At 39.3% G+C, this 20725-nt stretch carries 17 protein-coding genes and 1 tRNA gene; 8 read left to right on the top strand and 10 right to left on the bottom strand.

The features are described 5' to 3' along the window. Positions 1-10: 10 nt before the first annotated feature. Both Q0039_RS09275 and Q0039_RS09280 read left to right on the top strand, forming a co-directional pair. Positions 11-277 (top strand): hypothetical protein, encoded by a 267-nt coding sequence (locus Q0039_RS09275; protein ID WP_297511950.1) that lies wholly within the window; start codon positions 11-13, stop codon positions 275-277. A 76-nt stretch (positions 278-353) separates the two neighbouring features. Further along, positions 354-427 (top strand) — tRNA-Thr (locus Q0039_RS09280). A 384-nt stretch (positions 428-811) separates the two neighbouring features. Here the strand turns inward: Q0039_RS09280 and Q0039_RS09285 are convergent. Both Q0039_RS09285 and Q0039_RS09290 read right to left on the bottom strand, forming a co-directional pair. Further along, complete coding sequence (locus tag Q0039_RS09285; RefSeq protein ID WP_297511952.1) at positions 812-1765, bottom strand: transketolase C-terminal domain-containing protein; 954 nt, start codon at positions 1763-1765, stop codon at positions 812-814. A 13-nt stretch (positions 1766-1778) separates the two neighbouring features. Continuing rightward, the gene (locus Q0039_RS09290) at positions 1779-2624 is read right to left on the bottom strand and encodes a transketolase (protein ID WP_297511954.1); all 846 of its coding nucleotides are present in this window, start codon (positions 2622-2624) and stop codon (positions 1779-1781) included. Between the two features lie 187 nt (positions 2625-2811). Here Q0039_RS09290 and tgt point away from each other — a divergent pair, with 187 nt between their 5' ends. The 6 genes from tgt (at position 2812) to Q0039_RS09320 (ending at position 10016) form a co-directional block, all read left to right on the top strand. After that, on the top strand, positions 2812-3942 hold the full coding sequence (gene tgt, locus Q0039_RS09295; protein ID WP_297511956.1) for a tRNA guanosine(34) transglycosylase Tgt: 1131 nt from the start codon (positions 2812-2814) through the stop codon (positions 3940-3942). Beyond that, a complete protein-coding gene (locus Q0039_RS09300) occupies positions 3942-5024 on the top strand; it encodes an LptF/LptG family permease (RefSeq protein WP_297511958.1) in 1083 nt (360 codons plus the stop codon). The genes tgt and Q0039_RS09300 overlap by 1 nt, the downstream gene beginning before the upstream one ends. Further along, positions 5011-5892, top strand: coding sequence for a DMT family transporter (locus Q0039_RS09305; protein ID WP_297511961.1), 882 nt, complete (start codon positions 5011-5013; stop codon positions 5890-5892). Before Q0039_RS09300 ends, Q0039_RS09305 begins: the two co-directional genes overlap by 14 nt. A gap of 94 nt (positions 5893-5986) precedes the next feature. Continuing rightward, complete coding sequence (locus Q0039_RS09310; RefSeq protein WP_297511963.1) at positions 5987-6940, top strand: acetyl-CoA carboxylase carboxyltransferase subunit alpha; 954 nt, start codon at positions 5987-5989, stop codon at positions 6938-6940. Between the two features lie 146 nt (positions 6941-7086). After that, positions 7087-8631, top strand: a complete 1545-nt coding sequence (gene dnaB, locus Q0039_RS09315) for a replicative DNA helicase (protein ID WP_297511965.1) — start codon at positions 7087-7089, stop codon at positions 8629-8631. Positions 8632-8750: 119 nt separating this feature from the next. Further along, positions 8751-10016, top strand: coding sequence for an asparagine synthetase B (locus Q0039_RS09320; RefSeq protein ID WP_297511967.1), 1266 nt, complete (start codon positions 8751-8753; stop codon positions 10014-10016). A 74-nt stretch (positions 10017-10090) separates the two neighbouring features. On the opposite strand, the gene Q0039_RS09325 is transcribed toward Q0039_RS09320, so the two are convergent. The 8 genes from Q0039_RS09325 to thrS all read right to left on the bottom strand — a co-directional run bounded on the left by Q0039_RS09325 (position 10091) and on the right by thrS (position 20420). Further along, positions 10091-11857: a LamG-like jellyroll fold domain-containing protein gene (locus tag Q0039_RS09325; RefSeq protein WP_297511969.1), complete on the bottom strand. Its 1767-nt coding sequence runs from the start codon at positions 11855-11857 to the stop codon at positions 10091-10093. Between the two features lie 191 nt (positions 11858-12048). Next, the gene (locus Q0039_RS09330) at positions 12049-14184 is read right to left on the bottom strand and encodes a DPP IV N-terminal domain-containing protein (protein ID WP_297511971.1); all 2136 of its coding nucleotides are present in this window, start codon (positions 14182-14184) and stop codon (positions 12049-12051) included. 126 nt (positions 14185-14310) lie between these two features. Next, on the bottom strand, positions 14311-15723 hold the full coding sequence (locus Q0039_RS09335; protein WP_297511973.1) for a hypothetical protein: 1413 nt from the start codon (positions 15721-15723) through the stop codon (positions 14311-14313). 4 nt (positions 15724-15727) lie between these two features. After that, entirely contained in the window at positions 15728-16915 is a 1188-nt protein-coding gene (locus tag Q0039_RS09340) for a hypothetical protein (RefSeq protein ID WP_297511975.1), read from the bottom strand. 237 nt (positions 16916-17152) lie between these two features. After that, the gene (gene rplT, locus Q0039_RS09345; RefSeq protein WP_297511977.1) at positions 17153-17497 is read right to left on the bottom strand and encodes a 50S ribosomal protein L20; all 345 of its coding nucleotides are present in this window, start codon (positions 17495-17497) and stop codon (positions 17153-17155) included. A gap of 92 nt (positions 17498-17589) precedes the next feature. After that, positions 17590-17787 (bottom strand): 50S ribosomal protein L35, encoded by a 198-nt coding sequence (gene rpmI / locus Q0039_RS09350; protein ID WP_297511978.1) that lies wholly within the window; start codon positions 17785-17787, stop codon positions 17590-17592. 97 nt (positions 17788-17884) lie between these two features. Beyond that, positions 17885-18436 (bottom strand): translation initiation factor IF-3, encoded by a 552-nt coding sequence (gene infC / locus Q0039_RS09355; protein WP_297511984.1) that lies wholly within the window; start codon positions 18434-18436, stop codon positions 17885-17887. 37 nt (positions 18437-18473) lie between these two features. Beyond that, on the bottom strand, positions 18474-20420 hold the full coding sequence (gene thrS, locus Q0039_RS09360; protein WP_297511980.1) for a threonine--tRNA ligase: 1947 nt from the start codon (positions 20418-20420) through the stop codon (positions 18474-18476). Positions 20421-20725: the final 305 nt, after the last annotated feature.

Consider the following 20725-nt stretch of genomic DNA (forward strand, 5'->3'; position numbering starts at 1 on the left):
ACTAAGCGTTATGGCAAGTGTACGAAACTTAAAGAAAGACATTAATTATGTATTGGGTGATATCATCGAAGCGGTTTATTTATTAGAAATGACTACTGCGGGTAAACCAACCGAACCAACTCAAGTAATTATTACCGAGGCATTAGTGGCTTTTGACGATTTAATGACAAAAGTAAATGCTAAAAATGTAGCGAATAAAAAAGCGCATTTCAAGCAAATTAATACAGAATTGGAAGCTACTGCTAATCAATTGGTTGACAAAATCAACGCATTGTAAGCCGTTTTTTCCAAAAAAGTGACCAAAATATTTTGGTGAATTAAATTTCACTTTTATATTTGTAGCACTGAATACCGCCGGTGTAGCTCAGCTGGCTAGAGCAGCTGATTTGTAATCAGCAGGTCGTGGGTTCGAGTCCCTCCATCGGCTCAGTTTAAGGAACACTTTTGTGTTCCTTTTTTTATATGTGAAAGGGACGAGAAGTTTATCCCGATTAGCGTAGCGGATTCGGGGAGTCCCTCCATCGGCTCAGTTTAAGGAACACTTTTTTGTGTTCCTTTTTTATATGTGAAAGGGACGAGAAGTTTATCCCGATTAGTGTAGCGGATTCGGGGAGTCCCTCCATCGGCTCAGTTTAAGGAACACTTTTGTGTTCCTTTTTTTTATTTGAAAGGGACGAGAAGTTTATCCCGATTAGCGTAGCGGATTAGGGGAGTCCCTCCATCGGCTCAGTTTAAGGAACACTTTTTTGTATGCTACTATTCAAAAAAAAAGCTCCTTTACAGGAGCCTTTTCAAGTGAAGTATAGGGGTTTTACTTTCGTTGCATTACTTTTTCACAAGCAGCAATTATCGAAGTACTCGTTAAACCATATTTTTCCATCAATTGTTCAGGTGTGCCACTTTCACCAAACGAATCGTGCACGGCTACAAATTCTTGTGGAGTCGGCTGATGCATCGCTAAAGTTCGGGCAACACTTTCACCCAATCCTCCCAACATATTGTGCTCTTCAGCGGTTACTACACAACCGGTTTTTGCAACAGATTTCAAAATTGCTTCTTCATCCAAAGGTTTAATCGTGTGAATGTTAAGCACCTCTGCCGAAATACCTTTTGCTTCCAAGGCTTCTGCTGCAAGCAACGCTTCCCAAACTAAATGACCTGTAGCGATAATCGTAACATCGGTTCCTTCATTCATCAGAATCGCTTTTCCAATAATAAACGGTTCGTCTGCTGGTGTAAAGTTAGGTACCACTGGACGACCAAAACGCAAGTACGCAGGACCGTGATGTTCGGCCAAAGCAATCGTTGCTGCTTTCGTTTGGTTGTAATCGCAAGTGTTGATAACGGTCATACCCGGGAGCATTTTCATCAAACCAATATCTTCTAAAATTTGGTGGGTGGCCCCATCTTCGCCCAAGGTTAAACCCGCATGCGATGCACAAATTTTTACATTTTTATCCGAATAAGCCACCGATTGGCGAATTTGATCATACACACGCCCGGTAGAAAAATTGGCAAAGGTTCCGGTAAACGGAATTTTACCCCCAATCGTCAATCCTGCCGCTATACCAATCATGTTGGCTTCGGCAATACCAACTTGGAAAAACCGCTCGGGGTGATTTTTTTTAAAATCGTCAAACTTTAACGAACCAATTAAATCGGCACACAAAGCGACTACATTTTCGTTTTTCTGACCCAATTCGGTCATCCCAGCTCCAAATCCGGAACGGGTATCTTTACTTCCTGTATTTTCGTATTTTTTCATCGTGTGTCGCGTATTAATAGTCTCCTAACGTTTCTGGATTTTGTGCCAATCCACTTTCCAATTGCGCATCGTTGGGGGCTTTGCCGTGCCATGCATGGGTGTGCATCATAAAATCGACACCGTTACCCATTTCTGTATACAACAACACCGCAACGGGTTTTCCTTTACCAGTTTTCGCTTTGGCTTCTTTCATGCCAGCTAAAATCGCTTCAATAGTGTTCCCTTCTTTGATTTCGAGTACTTCCCAATCGAAAGCTTCAAATTTGGCACGTAAATTTCCTAACGAAAGCACATCATTCGTAGATCCGTCAATTTGCTGGCCGTTGTAATCTACCGTTGCAATTAGATTGTCTACTTTTTTGGCCGATGCATACATAATGGCTTCCCAGTTCTGACCCTCTTGCAATTCCCCGTCACCGGTTAAAATGTAAACGAGTTTATCATCCTGGTTTAATTTCTTAGCTGCTGCTGCGCCTATCGCTACCGATAATCCTTGACCGAGCGAACCCGATGCCATGCGAATACCGGGTAATCCTTCATGTGTTGTGGGGTGTCCTTGTAAACGTGAGTTTAATTTACGAAAAGTTGCCAATTCCGATACTGGAAAATAGCCACTCCGTGCTAAAACGCTATAAAAAACAGGAGAAATATGCCCGTTGGATAAAAAGAATAGATCTTCACCTATTCCGTCCATAGCAAATCCATCGTTGCGGTCCATTAATTCTTGGTAAAGACAAACTAAAAATTCAGCACATCCCAAAGAACCTCCCGGGTGACCCGAATTTACGGCATGTACCATACGAAGAATATCCCGACGTACTTGTGTTGTAAAATCGTGTAGTTGTTGTGTGTTAGACATTGAAATAAAATTATGTTGTGTGGCAAAAGTACACCGATTCTATGGCTTATACAAATCTTGAAATTTAAATCGTACAATTCAGCTCTAAAATTGGCGAATTGACTTATTGTACCATCGTTAAACGAAATCACAAACACTACCGCTCTATCCTAAAAAAAAGTATCTTTGTGGGCTGAAATACCAGCTCATGAAATTTGATCTCTTACATACCGATTTGCATTCGCAAGCCCGAGCGGGAAAAATCACTACAGATCACGGGGTAATTGAAACCCCGATTTTTATGCCTGTAGGGACTGTTGCCTCTGTAAAAGGGGTACACCAACGGGAATTGCGTGACGATATTAATCCCGATATTATCCTAGGAAATACCTACCATTTATACCTTCGACCTCAGCTCGATATTCTCGAAAAAGCTGGCGGATTACACAAATTCATGAACTGGGACCGTAACATTTTAACCGATAGTGGGGGGTACCAAGTCTATTCGCTTTCGGCTAACCGAAAAATCAAAGAAGAAGGGGTGAAATTTAAGTCGCACATCGACGGTTCGTATCACTTTTTCTCTCCCGAAAATGTTATGGAAATTCAGCGTACAATTGGCGCAGATATTATCATGGCTTTTGACGAATGTACGCCCTATCCATGTGACTACCGCTATGCCAAACGCAGTATGCATATGACCCACCGCTGGTTGGATCGGTGTATCGCCCACTTGGAAACACTTCCACCCAAATATGGCTATGAACAAACGTTTTTTCCTATTGTGCAAGGGAGTACCTACAAGGATTTACGTCAAATGTCGGCCGAATATATTGCCAACGTAGGCGCAGAAGGAAATGCGATTGGGGGGTTATCTGTAGGCGAACCTGCCGAAGAAATGTACGCAATGACCGAAGTAGTAACCGCGGTTTTACCCAAAGACAAACCTCGTTATTTGATGGGGGTGGGGACTCCAATTAATATTCTCGAAAATATTGCCTTGGGTATTGATATGTTTGACTGCGTAATGCCTACCCGAAATGCCCGAAACGGCATGTTGTTTACGGCGAATGGAGTGATTAACATTAAAAACAAAAAATGGGAGGATGATTTTTCTCCAATTGACGAAATGGGAATTACTTTTGTCGATACCGAATATTCCAAAGCCTATCTTCGTCATTTGTTTGCCGCCAATGAATACTTGGGGAAGCAAATTGCTACCATTCACAATTTAGGATTTTATATGTGGTTGGTTCGCGAAGCTCGAAAGCATATTATTGCCGGTGATTTTCGCGTTTGGAAAGATAAAATGGTCCTACAAATGAGTCAGCGCCTCTAATGAAAATTATCGATAAATATATTTTAAAACGGTACATGATGACTTTTGTCACCATGTTGTTACTATTTATTCCAATTGGGATAACAATCGATGTGGCGGAAAAGGTGAACAAAATGGTCGAGAATAATGTGCCCTTTCCAGCAATTGCTGCGTATTATGTCGATTTTACCATTTATTTTGCAAACCTCCTTTTTCCCATTTTCTTGTTTCTTTCAATTATTTGGTTCACTTCCAAATTGGCCAATAATACCGAAGTAATAGCGATTTTAAGTTCGGGCATTTCGTTTCAACGTTTTTTAAAACCCTACATAATTGGTGCAACAATTGTTTCAATTTTTGCCTTGTTGATGGGTTTCTTTTTGGTGCCCAAAGCCAGTGAAGGGTTTAAAACTTTTCGCTACATGTACCTTATTGGAAATGGTCAAAATGAAATGCGCGACAATTCCGATGTGTACAGTCAGGTGAGCGAAAATGAATATGTATTTGTGAATTCCTACAATCCTGATTCCAAATTAGGATTTAAGTTTTCAATGGAACGCTTTGAAGGGGACAAATTAAAGTACAAGATTACTGCCGATCGGATTAAGTACAATGAATATAATCGGACCTTTTCTTTATTTGATTACAAGAAACGAAAAGTAGGGGAGTTGGGCGATCAAATTGAAGTTGGGATAAAAAAAGATACGATTTTACCATTAGAGCCCAATGAATTAACTCCGGTGGTTTATATTGCAGAAACGCTGAATTATTTTGATTTGGTTCAATTTATCGAACGAGAGAAAAAGCGGGGATCAAGCAATATCAACACCTATTTGGTGGTTTTGTATAAAAAATACAGCGTGCCAATTTCGGCCTTTATACTTACGATTATTGCCGTAGCGGTTTCGTCGATGAAACGGCGTGGAGGTATGGGAATCAATTTGGTGATCGGAATTGTCATTGCCTTTGGTTTTGTATTCATGGATAAGGTATTTGGGGTTTTGGCCGAAAAAGCCAGTGCGCCCCCCATACTTTTGGTTTGGTTGCCCAATATCATTTTTGGTATCTTAGCGGTCTATTTACTTCGTAATGCCAAACGATAAATTTCGCAGTCAGCTGCTCTTGCATGGGATAGTCTTTATTTGGGGCTTTACCGCTATTATTGGAAAGTTAATTTCCCTTGAAGCATTAGCGCTGGTTTGGTTTCGTATGCTTTTTGCGGTGTTTTTTATCTGGGGATATATCGCTTATAAAGGAATTGAATGGCGGTATTCCCGCAAGCAAATCGCTGTTTTTTTACTAGCAGGTACGGTTATTGCCTTGCATTGGTTTACATTTTTTAAAGCGATTAAAGTTTCCAATGTTTCAGTTACCTTAGCGTGTCTATCCACGGGTGCTTTTTTTACTTCGTTAATCGAACCGATGGTGAGCAGAAAAAAAATAGTCGGGTATGAAATTGTATTTGGATTACTTGTTGTAGGCGGTTTAGCACTTATTTTTAATGTAGAAACCCAGTATGTTGAAGGTATTGTTTTGGCGCTGGTATCTGCCTTTCTTTCGGCCACATTTGCGATTATCAATGCAAAGCTAGTTATCAAACATGAACCTGTGGTATTATCCTTATTTGAATTAATTGGAGGGGTGTTGTTTTTTACCCTTTTACTTGCATACTCGGGTAGTTTTTCAACGGCGTTTTTCCAACTTTCGGCATCCGATTTAGTGTATTTACTCCTATTAAGTTCGGTATGCACCGCTTTTGCGATGATTGCCTCTACAGCTTTATTACGGGTGTTGGATGCCTACACCGTTATGCTCACCATTAACTTGGAACCGGTGTATGGAATTCTATTAGCAATGCTGCTATTTGATCAATCCGAGACTATGAGCGGTACCTTTTATTTGGGTGCCCTTGTAATTTTACTCACCGTTATTGCAAATGGCATACTAAAGTCAAGAAAGTCAGCCGACTAGCTATTTTGTTTACAACTTATCGTTATTTTTTATTTTCCTAGAAAAAGGAAAGCTATATCTTTGTAGTTCGAACGATTACTAAACCTCGTATTCTATGGAATATTTAGATTTTGAGCTTCCGATAAAAGAGTTGGAAGATCAACTTGAAAAATGTGAGTTAATTGGCCATGAATCCAATGTGGATGTCTCCAATACTTGCAAGCAGATCGAGAAAAAATTAGAAGAGACCAAGAAAAAAATCTATAAAAACCTTACCGCTTGGCAACGGGTACAATTGTCGCGTCATCCCAATCGTCCGTATACGTTGGAGTATATTACAACCTTAACAGACGGAACATTTTTGGAATTGTTTGGCGACCGTAATTTTAAAGACGACAAAGCTATGATAGGCGGTTTGGGTAAAATTGGTGGACAATCGTTTATGTTGATTGGTCAACAAAAAGGAATTAACACCAAAATGCGTCAATACCGAAACTTTGGTATGGCCAATCCTGAAGGGTACCGAAAAGCCTTACGTTTGATGAAAATGGCTGAGAAATTTGGGGTGCCGGTTATTACATTTATCGATACGCCGGGTGCCTATCCAGGAATGGAAGCTGAGGAGCGCGGTCAAGGAGAAGCGATTGCCCGTAATATTTTTGAAATGTCCCGCCTGCAAGTCCCAATTATTTGTATTATCGTTGGGGAAGGAGCCTCTGGAGGTGCGTTAGGAATTGGGGTTGGCGATCGCGTATTTATGTTGGAAAACACCTGGTATTCGGTTATTTCACCCGAATCGTGTTCGTCTATTTTGTGGAAGAGTTGGGATTTCAAAGAGAAAGCCGCCGAAGCTTTGAAATTGACCTCTACCGATATGAAAAAACAAAAATTAGTAGATGATATCATTCCCGAACCACTAGGAGGTGCGCACTACGATAAAGAAACCACATTTGCTACCGTAAAAGAATATATTCTCAAATCCTTTAACGAATTAAAAGATTTATCAACAACCGAGCTGGTGGCCAAACGAATGGATAAATACAGCAAAATGGGAGAGTATAAAGAGTAATACACTAAACTTTTAGAAGTATAGGTAAATCCGAAGCCCTTGGTTTCGGATTTTTTTTTGGTTTTCAACAAAATTTCACAATTTATAAACAGCTGCTGGTAATAAGTCGTCAATCGATTTCAAGCAGAATTCGTTACTTTCGCATTATGGAAAATGTACGTAATATTAACCCGGTCAAAGTAGAGAAAACGACCCTAATCAATCTTGAAAAAGGAAAACTTCCTCCACAAGCAGTTGACTTGGAAGAGGCCGTTTTGGGAGCCATGATGATTGACAAAAAAGGGGTTGATGAAGTCATTGATATACTACAACCTGAGGCTTTTTATAGAGATGCCCATCAGTTTATTTTTGAAGCGATTTTTCAATTATTTACCGATTCCCAGCCGATTGACTTATTAACGGTTTCAGCGCAATTAAAAAAGAACGGTAAATTAGAAATTGCCGGTGGGGATTATTATTTAATTCAGCTTACTCAAAAAATTGCTTCTTCTGCGCATATTGAGTTTCACTCGCGCATTATCCTGCAAAAATACATTCAACGCTCATTAATTAAAATTTCTTCCGAGATTATCGAAGAGGCCTATGATGAGTCGACCGATGTTTTTGATTTATTAGACCATGCAGAGTCGCGGTTGTATGAGGTAACGCAGGGCAACATTAAGCGCAGTTCAGAAACCGCCCAGAGTTTGGTGATGCAAGCCAAAAAACGCATTGAGGAAATTTCAAATAAAGACGGATTAAGCGGGATACCCACTGGTTTTCATAAATTGGATCAAGTAACCTCAGGGTGGCAACCTTCAGATTTAATTATTATTGCCGCTCGTCCGGGTATGGGTAAAACCGCATTTGTATTGTCGATGGCGCGCAATATGGCAATCGACTCTCAAAGTCCAGTAGCGATCTTCTCCCTTGAGATGTCCTCCGTACAATTAATCACCCGTTTGATTTCTTCCGAAACGGGTTTGTCTTCGGAGAAATTGCGTACCGGAAAATTGGAAAAACACGAATGGGAGCAATTGAGTGTAAAAGTGCGCGATCTTGAAAAAGCACCGTTGTATATTGACGATACGCCCTCCTTATCCATTTTCGATTTGCGAGCAAAAGCCCGTCGATTGGCCTCCCAACACGGAATCAAATTGATCATCATCGATTATTTGCAATTGATGACTGCAGGGGGTGCAGGTAAAGGAGGCGGGAACCGCGAGCAAGAAATTTCTACAATTTCTCGAAATCTAAAGGCCTTAGCCAAAGAATTGGGTGTTCCTGTTATTGCGTTATCGCAGTTATCCCGTGCCGTTGAAACCCGAGGTTCGAGCAAAAGGCCGTTGTTGTCTGACCTTCGTGAATCGGGAGCAATTGAGCAAGATGCCGATATCGTTTCGTTTATTTATCGCCCAGAATACTACAAAATCGAAGAATGGGATGATGAAGGACATTTGCCAACTCAAGGACAAGCCGAATTTATCATTGCCAAGCATCGTAACGGTTCGTTGGAAAATATCCGGTTGAAGTTTATCGGTAGTTTGGGTAAATTTGATAACCTTGACGAATTGGGTAGCGGTTTTGATGATTTGCCTTCAAAAATGAACTTGGATGAAAATCCGTTTTTTACCAAAAACTTACCTTCTGCCAATGAGGCATTTGGCAGTAATCATCCACCAATGGAGGACGACAGTGAAGTTCCATTTTAAATAAAAGAAAAGTAAAACAGGTAATTGCGCCTGTTTTTTTTAATGCAACAATTAACAATTCCTTGTTTCCAATTTTCTTTGAATAATTGTACCTTCGAAACCAATCTAGTTTAAACCGCATGAAATACCGTTTTTCAGTTTGTGTTGTTTTGTTTTTCGTGAGTGTTTTGCACCTTCGGGCCAATTTTATCCTATTGCCCATGGACGATACGTCCCAAAAAAACCATTTGAAAGCCTACGGCATTACCTATTGGGTTTTGTCTAAAGAATACAAAGCCAGTTGGTTATTAAATTATCGTGGAGGTTCTTTTTTGTTGCCCGATGCTACCGAAATTCGAAAAGAATGCCAAATTCGCGGTGTGAGTTTTGAAATACTCTCCGATGGCGAAGCCAATCAGCTGTTGGACGAAATCGCTAGTCCGTCGCAAAACATGGAGACGGTAGTGTTGGAAAAAGCACCCAAAATTGCCGTGTATACTCCCAAAGGAAAACAACCCTGGGATGATGCGGTAACTTTGGTTTTGACCTATGCCGAGATTCCCTTTACTCCCATTTATGACGAAGAAGTGCTTTCCGATCAACTATTGTTGTATGATTGGCTCCATTTACATCATGAAGATTTCACAGGACAATACGGTAAATTTTACGGAGCCTACAGGAATGCGCCTTGGTATATAGAGCAAAAAAAGGAAGCCGAAATCCTGGCCGCTAAACTTGGATATGCTAAAGTTGCCGAAGAAAAACTAGCGGTGGCCAAGAAGATTCGCGATTTTGTGATCGGTGGCGGATTTATGTTTGCGATGTGTTCGGCTACGGATAGTTTTGATATTGCGTTGTCTGCAGAGGGAGTAGATATTTGTGAACCCATGTTTGATGGTGATGATAGTGACCCCAATTACCAATCGCGTATTGACTATTCCAGAACCTTTGCGTTTAAAGAGTACATTCTTGAGCGTCGCCCGGAGCGCTATGAGTTTTCTGATATTGATATGACCGAAAAACGCAAGGTTCCTTTTGAAAAAGACTATTTTACGTTGATGGAATATTCGGCCAAATGGGATGTGATTCCGAGTATGTTATGCCAAAACCATACCCAATTGGTGAAAGGTTTTATGGGACAAACCACGGCTTTTGATCGCACTACGATAAAATCGAATGTGTTGGTGTTGGGCGAATGCCAAATTAATGAAGAAGCACGATACATTCACGGACAAAAGGGGAAAGGATTTTTTACTTTTTTTGGTGGACATGATCCCGAAGATTACCGCCACCAAGTTGGCGACGAGCCCACGGTGTTGGACTTACACCCGAATTCGCCTGGTTTTCGTTTGATTTTGAACAATGTTTTGTTTCCCGCGGCTAAAAAGAAAAAGCAAAAAACCTAAGATTAGCGCTGCACGTTTTAATACTAAAAAAACCACAGCTTTGGCTGTGGTTTTTTAGTATATTTTTTATTGATTTATTGTAAAATAATCTTTTTAACATCAACAACGACTCCATTGGCGTTTACGATTTGCACATAATACATCCCGTTGCTTCCCCAAGTATTAAGGGCCATAGAAGTATTGGTACCAGAAGCTGTTATTGGAGTAGTAGCCACTTGTTGCCCCAATGCATTAACCACATTTATCGTTCCTCCGGTGAGGTCGGTAATGTTGTTAAAACTAATGGTAATTTGGGTGCTGGCTGGGTTGGGCGAAATAGTAATGTTGTTGGCATAAGTAACCGGGTTGGTAAATGACAATTGCCCAACATTGATAATCAACGTATCGGTAACCGTAATATTGGTGAAGCATTGGTTTTGGTTGTATAGTTGCGTAACCTCTTGCTGAGTCAAGTCACGATTCCAGATACCGATGTCGTCTAGTTTTCTTAAATTTAAATTTGAATTATTAGTATTTCCATTATTTCCTATGTAGAAATTTTGATTAGCATAACTAATATTAAAATTTGAAGCGGGAACATTATTTCTTAATACTCCATCTACGTATAAAATAAGATTACTTGAATCATAAACTCCAACAACATGATGCCAATTTTGTAAACTATTATTGTTGTAATTTGAATTAACTAAACTTGTGCCGTTTGCCATTTGAACTCCTAATTCACCCCCATTTAAGTTGGCATATATTCTGTACCCTCCATCTGTAGAGCCTTGTGGAATACTTCCAAATTTAAAACAATTCAATGTTGTATTGTTCATTCCATCAATCCAAACCCATAAACTCACTGAAAATTTAGTTCCGTTTAAATTATTTGAAACACCACTAATATATTCTGAATTAGTTGAAAATACATACGCACTATTCACATTCCCAAAGCGGTCTGTAGTTAAAGTAGCCCCATTCACTATCCCATGGTTTCCATTGCCACTATCGTCATTGGCATTGCCACAAAATGGCCAATAGCCCACCAGCCCTTGAGTCAAAGAACCACTTACGTTGTTGCACGTATCTGTATAGCTTGAAATTTGACTACTGTTATACAGGTTAACTATTTCGGTTTGAGAGAGTGCTCGGTTCCAGATGCCTATGTCGTCGATTTTTCCTGTGAAAAAATTAGTTAAAGGGTTTGTAGAATTTTGGATATAACGTGCACCAAACGATAAAAAGTCGCCAGTTTGAATGAAATCAGAATTAACTGTAAAAGTGTCTACTAATATTCCATCCATATAGATTTTTATATTATTTGAGTTAAGAACAGCTACTAAATTTACCCAACTAGAAAAATTAAAATTTGTGTTAATATTGTACATCTCATAATAAGTCGGGGGAACTGTACTTTTTTCAAATGCAATTTGATTTATAGAGTTTGAGTTAGAAAGTCCTATACTAAAATCGCAATAAGCTGTAGGTTGGTGTTGAGTCCCTTGACCTATAATTTGTGAACCCGTGGGAGGATGACCAGTCGTTGGATTAAAAACAGAGTTTTCACTAACTTTATACCAAACAGATATAGTTATGTCAGTAAAATTTATTGAATTTGCTGTTATTATATCATTTCCATCAAAACTATAAGCACAATTATTGTTCCCAAATCTATCTGTTGTCAATGTTGCTCCATTAACTGTGCCATTATTTCCATTACCACTTGCATCATTAGCGTTGCCATTGAAAGGCCAATAACCAACAAGCCCATTGGTAGGAACATACGAAGGGACTTGTGCAAAAAGGGCCTGGGTAGCAAAAGCAATACCCATCACGAATAAAAGTATCGATTTTTTCATACGATTTTGATTTTTAATGCACGCAAATGTATTTTAAATTATACAAATATGGATGATAATAAGTTATGAAATGTAAAAAAAGCCATTTAATCCCAGTATAGCAAACGCATTTTCCTATGTAATTCGCTAATTAATTTCATAAAAAAATCCCAAGGAATTCCTTAGGATTTTAGTTTTTGAGTGGGTGCCTTTTATCGGTTATTGTCGAGAATATACTGCAATACTTTGGTCATTAAATGTACGCGTTCTTTGCCTGTAACATTGTGTTTGTGCATCGGGTAGGGGAAGTAATCAAATGGTTTACCCGCTTCGATTAATTTTTTTGCCAATGCTAGGTTGTGTTGTTCTACCACTACATCATCGGCGGTGCCGTGAATGAGCAATAATTTTCCTTTTAAATCCTTTGCATAGTTGGCCACACACGCCGTTTCAAATCCTTGCGCATTTTCTTCGGGCGTGTCCATATACCGTTCACCATACATTACTTCATACCACTTCCAGTCAATTACGGGTCCGCCAGCCACCCCAACTTTAAACACATCGGGTTGGCGCAACAGCAATGAAGTCGTCATAAATCCACCAAAACTCCAACCGTGAACCGCCAATCGGTTGCCATCGACATAGGGTAAGGATTTTAAGTATTCAATCCCTTTCAATTGGTCGTCGATTTCATGCTTCCCTAAATTGCGGTGAATAATACTCTCAAAAGCAAATCCCCGGTTGTCTGAGCCCCGGTTGTCTACCGTAAATACCAAATAGCCTTGCTCGGCCATCCAATACATCCATAAATTGGCACCGTCCAAATAGGAATTGGTAATCATTTGCGCATGGGGACCACCGTAGACATAGACCATTACGGGGTATTTCTTAGCTGGGTCAAAAGTGCTCGGCTTGATTAAACGCGTATACAAGTCGGTTACCCCATCGGCCGCTTTAATCGTTTTGATTTCAGCCGTTCCTAGCGCATAACCCTCGTATTTGTTTTTACTTACCAAAACCACTGCCGCATTTCCTTTTTGGTCCAAAATAACCGATTTGGAGGGGGTTGTATGGTTAGAATATTCGTCAAAAATAAAATGGCCATCGGGCGATACAACGGCATTGTGTACCCCATCTTCACGACTAACCAAGGTTTGTTTGCCTTTTAAGTTTACGCTATAAACCAACATATTGGTTCCGTTTTCCCCCGTTGCTTTAAAATAAATTTCGGTACCCTCAGCATTGGTCCCAATAATTTCGCGGGCTGGGAATTTGTTTTGGGTGAGTTGCTTGATTAGTTTTCCATTCCAATCATAATAGTATAAATTTTGGAACCCGTCTTTTTCACTGAACCAAATAAAATTATTCGATTTTTTAGACGGGAAATAGACTTCGTGCTCAGGTTCTACCCAACGTTCGTGGGTTTCATTGAGCAATGTGCGCACAAAATTGCCGGTAGCGGCTTCATAAACGTTTAAATTCATGTTGTTTTGCCCCCGGTTTAACTCGGCTATTACCACATACTTTCCGTCGGGAGTCCATGATAGATTGGTAAGGTAATCATCGCTAGCGCCACTTCTCGGACGGATAAAAACCGTAGTTCCATTGGCAAGATTGTAAATACCTACACGAACTTTTTCAGAGACTTGTCCGGCCATTGGGTATTTAATCGGGACTAATTGCCCGGGTGTTTTGGTGATATCCAAGAGCGGGTAATCGGCCACTTGGGTTTCATCTTTTTGATAAAAAGCCAAATACGACGCATTGGGCGACCAAAAAATACCTTCTTTGATTCCAAATTCGTTACGCGAAATCGACTGACCCGAAACGATTCCCTGATTGGTTTCTTGGGTAATCGCGGTTTCTTTTTCCCCGTTTTTAAGGTATAAATTATTAGCGATAGTATAGGCCAAAAGCGTTTTTGTGGCATTAAATGTTGCATTTTCACTCGCATCAGGACGCGTCATATATAAAACACCGGTTCGGGTATTCACGTCAAATGAATAATATTTTCCAGCATCAGTAATCAAAAGGTGAGTTCGGTCAATCCATTGCAGACCAAACCAGTTGGTTAGTTGCGTGCCTAACGCTTTGTTGATTTCGGCCAAACTGATCCACTCTTTTGCTTCGGATTGTGTTGCCGAAGCTTTCATTAGTTTTGTCCAGGATTGGGTAGTATAGACATAATCTGAAGTTCCAGGAATCCATTGAAATCCCGTAAGTCGATCGGCCCCAAATTTGCGATTTTGTTGCAAGACGCTTTCTTCTAGAGTAATTGTTTTTAGTTGTGCATTTGAATAGCCGAAGGCTAAAAGAAACCCTCCGATAAACATCCATTTTGTATTCATAGTAGTCGATTTATTTGTAGTAAAAATAGCCATTTCTTGATGAATAGGTGGTGCAACACTTCATTTTGTTACAAAAAAAAAGGACAACTTTTGGGTTGTCCTTTGGGGTAGCATTGACGGATTATTTTATTTGGTATACGGCATACTTGCAAAATAAAAACTATTGGGTTTATCAGAGCGGGCTATGGTTAGCATTCGCGTATCGTTATTGTACCAAAACAGTTGATTCACATTTCGGCAATATACGTTGTTGGTAATGTTGTAATTCGGACTATAATTGGCAATCGATTTGGTGTCTTGCGCCACTTTATAAATCGTACTGTATTCAGAAAATCCACCGGTTTGTACCAAATAATCGTTCATAATTTTAACAACACCCATTGAGTGGTAAAAGGGATAATCGCCATAATAACGGTTGTCAAAATTAACTGTTGATTTGTAATCGCCTTCAGTATTGAAAATCAATAATCGACATGGACCAAATGCATATTTAGGATCGCCCATGTTGGGATTGTTGGGAAACGATTTGCTTGGAATAATTCCATTCTTAAATTGTCCCTCTACAAAAAGATGAATTTCGTTGTTTTCAATAAACACCTTATCGATAGCAATTGCGGTCATTTCGGTTGAGGATTTAAAATCTATAGGTGTGTTTTTAAGCACGCGGCCGTTTTCAAAATCATAGAATACAATGTGGGTATAATTGCCACGAGGATAGCGTTTGTCGGCATAATTAAAAGCAACCAAATATTCCATACTGCCAATTGAAATCATTTTTGGATTATCAAATCCTAGGGCTTCTTCAACCGTTTTGTTGATTTGATTTGCGCCATCTACACACGTTAAATACTTTTTTTCTTTGTTGCTATTCGGATAGCGCACAAGGATGATTTTTCCCGTATTGGTAACGGTAAATCCATGGGCTTCGGATGCATCGGTGTAGGTAATCGTTTTTTTGAAAACTTCATTTAACGATTGGCTATCCAAAACCATACAATCGATTTCTTCGGCTTCTTTTCTGCTGTGGTATTTCTCAAAAACAACACCTATAAAACTGCCGTTTTGGGAGCGATTAACTCGAAAAGTTCCCATTTGTAATAAATTGGCTAATGGATAGGAAGCCACCACTTTTGTCGAAAACTCGCCCGTAGTTTTATCAAATACATATTGGTATAATTCTGTTTTTTTAGATTTGTTGGCATACGATTCAATATAAACCGCTACTTTGTTATTATCCAATTCAAACGAACCCAAATGATTGTGTAGGGTACTAATATCAATCTTAAAATCTTTAGTGTAAGTGTTTACCAATTGATTTTTTTGATCAAACTTTCGAAACGTAATTTCATGTTTGGCCAACATTCCGAAGGTGTTGGTAACGGTATGCAAATAAAAATTGTAGTTATCGCGCAATACTATTGTCGGATTTAACTCTGTTTCGGGATTTAACTCAAATTTTTCTCCAATAATTGGAGTTTCTTGTGCCTTTATAGTAGGGCAAACCAACGTAACGAGTACGAGTAAAAATAGCTTTTTCATTTTTTTATTTCATTTTATAAATCTGCGATTCCAATACTTTCAATTCATCGGTATCTTCCCGATTTAAATCCATATAAATTAAATTTTCTTGCAGTTCATTTAAGCTTTTTTCTGCATCTCCTTTTTGATTTAAAGCAACCTGCAAACGCATAAGGTTTAAATAGATTGAAGCGGCAACTTTAGCATTATAGTCGGCTTTTTTGTCTTTATAATCTACTTTAGTGAGACAGGTTTTTAATAAATCAACCCCTTTTTGAATTCCAGTGCGCGCTGCTGTTGAAATTTCTGGATTTTGAGGATCTAATTTGCGAAGGTTGGTGCTAATATAGATATAGGCTTTTTCCATATCATCATATTTGCCTTTATTTTTGATGGTTGCTAACTTTAGTTTGCGAACTTCCGATTTGTAGCCAAATTGTTCATTCAGATAGCGGTTGATTGAAGTCATTACTTCTGCAAGAAAATTTTTCTCGGCCAAAGGTTTGTTGATGTTGTTGCTAGGAGAGGAGGAAATAAATTTAAACTCTTGAAACAAAAGCGTACTTGCTTTTTCAACTCCATTGAGTTTAGCGCTAATTTTTGTCGGTTGTTTGGCATACGTTTGACCCGCATTGTCCTGAAAAGCAATTTTCTGAATAGCAACATCGATGTCTAAAACATTCTGCCCACGCGTAAATCCGTCTACATTAATTTGAGTGGCCAAAACATCATTATTAACAATAACATAATTGTTTAAATTAGGTTCTTGGTAAACAGGAGGATAAGGTTTAATATAGACCGGTTTGTTGGGCGTAACCAAGCGGGGACCTTTGCCTTGCTCGGTCATCGACATCCGTTCTAACAAAGTCAATTTTTTGAATTCTGCCGATTCCAGTTCAAATTTAGCTTTGGCATCGGCTACTTCTTGATCGTAATTCTTTAATTTAACTTGGTATTCTTTTTCACTATTGGCTACAACAGTGGCATAGTTTTTTACTTCGTTTTCAAAATCGACTTTCGATTGTGCAATAATGCTCTCTGCGGTCACATTATAGGGAGACGTAACAGTAACCTTGAAAAAACGCTGGGTGTCTTCCGTTTGATTCTTAGGCAAATTAACAATGCGGTACTCAATCCATTCTTCGTTAAAACTTTGCGCCCATGTGATTGCACTAAATGCGGTGAACAGAACAAGCGTGTACAATTTTTTCATGATTTTATTTAAATTTTATAATTAGCGATTACTTTAAAATCCGTCTGCAAAAATATTTTATTTTCTGTTAACTATAGCATAATACCGCGATTAATCGAAAGGGAATTTCGTTACAACGGAAAGTAACCTATCTGGTGGTTTTTGGGTGTAACTATTGGCTGAGTGAAATAAAAAATCCCAATCGTTGGATTGGGATTTGATATAGTGAGTAAATTGAATCGGGTTGTACAAACGTTTTTATTTTACTTTTTTCACGATAGCTTTGAAAGCATCAGGATGATTCATCGCTAAATCAGCCAATACTTTACGGTTCAATTCGATACCGTTTTTCTTCACTAATCCGATGAATTGTGAGTAACTCATTCCTTCTAAACGAGCTCCAGCGTTAATACGCTGAATCCATAAAGCGCGGAAGTTTCTCTTTTTCTGCTTTCGATCGCGGTATGCATAAAGCATTGCTTTTTCTACCGCGTTTTTAGCAACTGTCCAAACGTTTTTACGACGGCCAAAGAAACCTTTAGCCTGTTTCATCATTTTTTTTCTACGTGCTCTTTTAGCAACTGAATTTACTGATCTTGGCATAATTTTAAATTTTTTTGAAGTAGGCGTACGGCTTAGCGTATCTTAATGAGCCCAGCTCCAGGGTTATGAAATAATTTTAACCGTAAAGGCAATTAAATAATACGTAATTGCTCTTTTACACTACGCTCGTCGCTTGGGTGAACCAAAGCAGCATGCGTTAACGCTAATTTGCGTTTTTTAGACTTTTTAGTCAAAATATGACTTTTAAAAGCGTGCTTTCTCTTAATTTTACCAGAGCCCGTCACTTTAAAGCGCTTTTTGGCACTGGATTTAGTTTTCATTTTAGGCATAATTTCCCAAATTTATTGCGATTCAATTTACTCAATGTGCTACTGCAAGCTCGTGTTTGATTGGTTATTACCAAAATTGACAACACGAAGATGCAATTTATTTTTTCTTTTTAGGAGCGATAAACATAATCATTCGCTTTCCTTCTAAAACAGGCAGGGCTTCCACTTTTCCGTGCTCTTCTAGGTCTTGTGCCAAACGCAACAACAAGATCTGACCTTGCTCTTTATAGATAATCGAACGACCTTTGAAGAAAACAAACGCTTTTAGTTTTGAACCCTCCTTCAAGAACTTCTCAGCGTTCTTTTTCTTGAACTCATAATCGTGTTCATCGGTTTGTGGTCCGAACCGAATTTCTTTTACGGTAATTTGCGTTGATTTTGCTTTTAATTCTTTCTCCCGTTTTTTCTGTTGGTATAAAAATTTACCATAATCCATTAACTTACATACCGGTGGATCGGCATTCGGAGAAATCTCTACTAAATCAACTTCCAATTCTTCCGCTAAACGTAAGGCGTCCATTATTTTGTACACACCCGGTTCAACGTTATCACCTACTAATCGAACTTCAGGCACACGAATACCGTTATTGGTTCGGTGTGCATCCTTTTTTTCTTCGCGAGGTTTATAACTACCTCTGTTGTTTCTAATTGCTATGGCTAATTTATTTTATCCTGTTTCCAGGGGGTTATACTTCAAATGATTTTAATGACTTTCCGATTTCTGCCTGAACAAAGGCAACAAATTCATCAATAGTCATTGTACTATTGCCTTTGCCTTCTTGGCCATGACGGCGCACAGCAACCGTTCCGTTTTTCGCTTCTTCTTCCCCAACAATCAACATAAAAGGCATTTTTTGAATTTCCGCTTCACGAATTTTCTTGCCTATTGTTTCATTCCGATTATCAATTAGGGCGCGAATTTCGCTATTTTCCAGCAAAGTTAAAACTTTTTGAGCATAATTTTCATATTTATCACTCAAAGACAGGATGATAGCCTGCTCGGGCATTAACCACAACGGGAAGTTGCCCGCGGTGTGTTCAAGCAAAATCGCAATAAATCGTTCCATCGATCCAAAGGGTGCCCGGTGAATCATTACAGGACGGTGCAACTTATCGTCAGAACCTTTGTAGGTTAAATCAAAACGCTCGGGTAAATTGTAATCCACCTGAATGGTTCCCAATTGCCAACTACGCCCTAGGGCATCTTTAACCATAAAATCAAGTTTTGGACCATAAAAGGCGGCTTCTCCACTTTCAATTACATAGTTTAATCCTTTGTCACGTGCGGCATTGATAATTGCGTTTTCTGCTTTTTCCCAATTTTCAACACTACCTATATATTTGTCGGGATTGTTTAAATCGCGCACCGAAACCTGTGCGGTAAAGTTTTCAAAACCTAAGGATCCGAAAACATACAGAACCAAATCAATTACTTTTTTAAACTCACTGTCTAATTGTTCAGGCGTACAAAATATATGGGCATCATCTTGAGTAAATCCGCGTACACGAGTCAATCCATGCAATTCGCCCGATTGTTCATAACGGTAAACCGTTCCAAATTCGGCATAACGCTTCGGTAAATCTTTATATGACCAAGGTTTGGTGTTGTATATTTCACAGTGGTGCGGGCAATTCATGGGTTTTAACAAAAACTCTTCCCCTTCTGCAGGTGTGTGAATCGGTTGGAAACTATCCGCGCCATACTTTGCATAGTGCCCCGAAGTAACATACAATTCTTTTTGACCAATGTGGGGAGTTACCACTTGTTCGTAGCCTGCTTTTTTCTGAGCCCGTTTTAAAAATTGCTCTAAACGATCGCGCAAAGCCGCTCCTTTGGGTAACCATAGTGGCAACCCTTGTCCAACGCGTTGGGAGAAAGCGAATAAGTCCAACTCTTTTCCTAGTTTCCGGTGGTCGCGACGTTTTGCTTCTTCCAATAACTCCAAATACTCGGTTAAATCTTTTTGTTTTGGAAACGAAATTCCATAAACCCGAGTCAACTGTTTATTCTTTTCATCACCCCGCCAATAGGCTCCAGCTACACTCATTATTTTCATCGCTTTGATCAAGCCAGTATTCGGAATATGTCCCCCACGGCAAAGGTCAAAGAAATTAGAATGGTCACAAAAGGTGATAGTTCCGTCTTCTAAATTGGAGATTAACTCGGTTTTGTATTCATTGTCTTTGTAAATCGCCAAAGCTTCCGATTTGGAAACCGAACGCATTTTGAATTCATGTTTCTCTCGGGCAATTTCTAAAACTCGATCCTCAATTTTTTTGAATTCTGCATCCGTGATTTTATGTTCCATGAAATCGACATCATAATAGAATCCGTTATCGATTGCAGGGCCCAAGGTTAATTTAATCCCGGGATAGATTTCTTGCAACGCTTGTGCCATGACATGCGAAGTCGAATGCCAAAATGCTTTCTTGCCTTCCTGGTCGTTCCAAGTATACAATACCAATGCGCCGTCTGTAGTCAAGGTGGTTTCTGTTTCCACCGTGGTGCCGTTAAAAGAAGCCGAAATTACATTTCGCGCCAATCCTTCGCTAATACTTCGAGCAACATCCATTGGGGTCACGCCCGATGAAAACGCTTTTATTGAACCGTCAGGTAAAGTAATATTAATCATTCCTTTGTTTTTATTGGAGTGCAAATATAATAGATTGCGATTGCATCACAAAAAATAGACCAATATAATAGGTAGACAATTACGGTTTTTTATCATTTTATAGAAAGGATTATCTTTTTTTCTTTTTTTGGAGCGGCATTAACTGCGTTTTAGGGTGTTTCTTCCCGCTCTCCGCTATACACAACCTTCGGCTAGCGCCTTGGTTGGGGTGCCGCTTCGATCGGGGCTAAAAGACCACTATTTTGGTGCTATTGTATGGTTGCTTATCGTTTTTTTGGTGTTCCCAATAAGAGTTGGAATGAATA

Origin of the sequence: Flavobacterium sp. (assembly GCF_027484945.1) — a bacterium.
Classification (GTDB): domain Bacteria; phylum Bacteroidota; class Bacteroidia; order Flavobacteriales; family Flavobacteriaceae; genus Flavobacterium.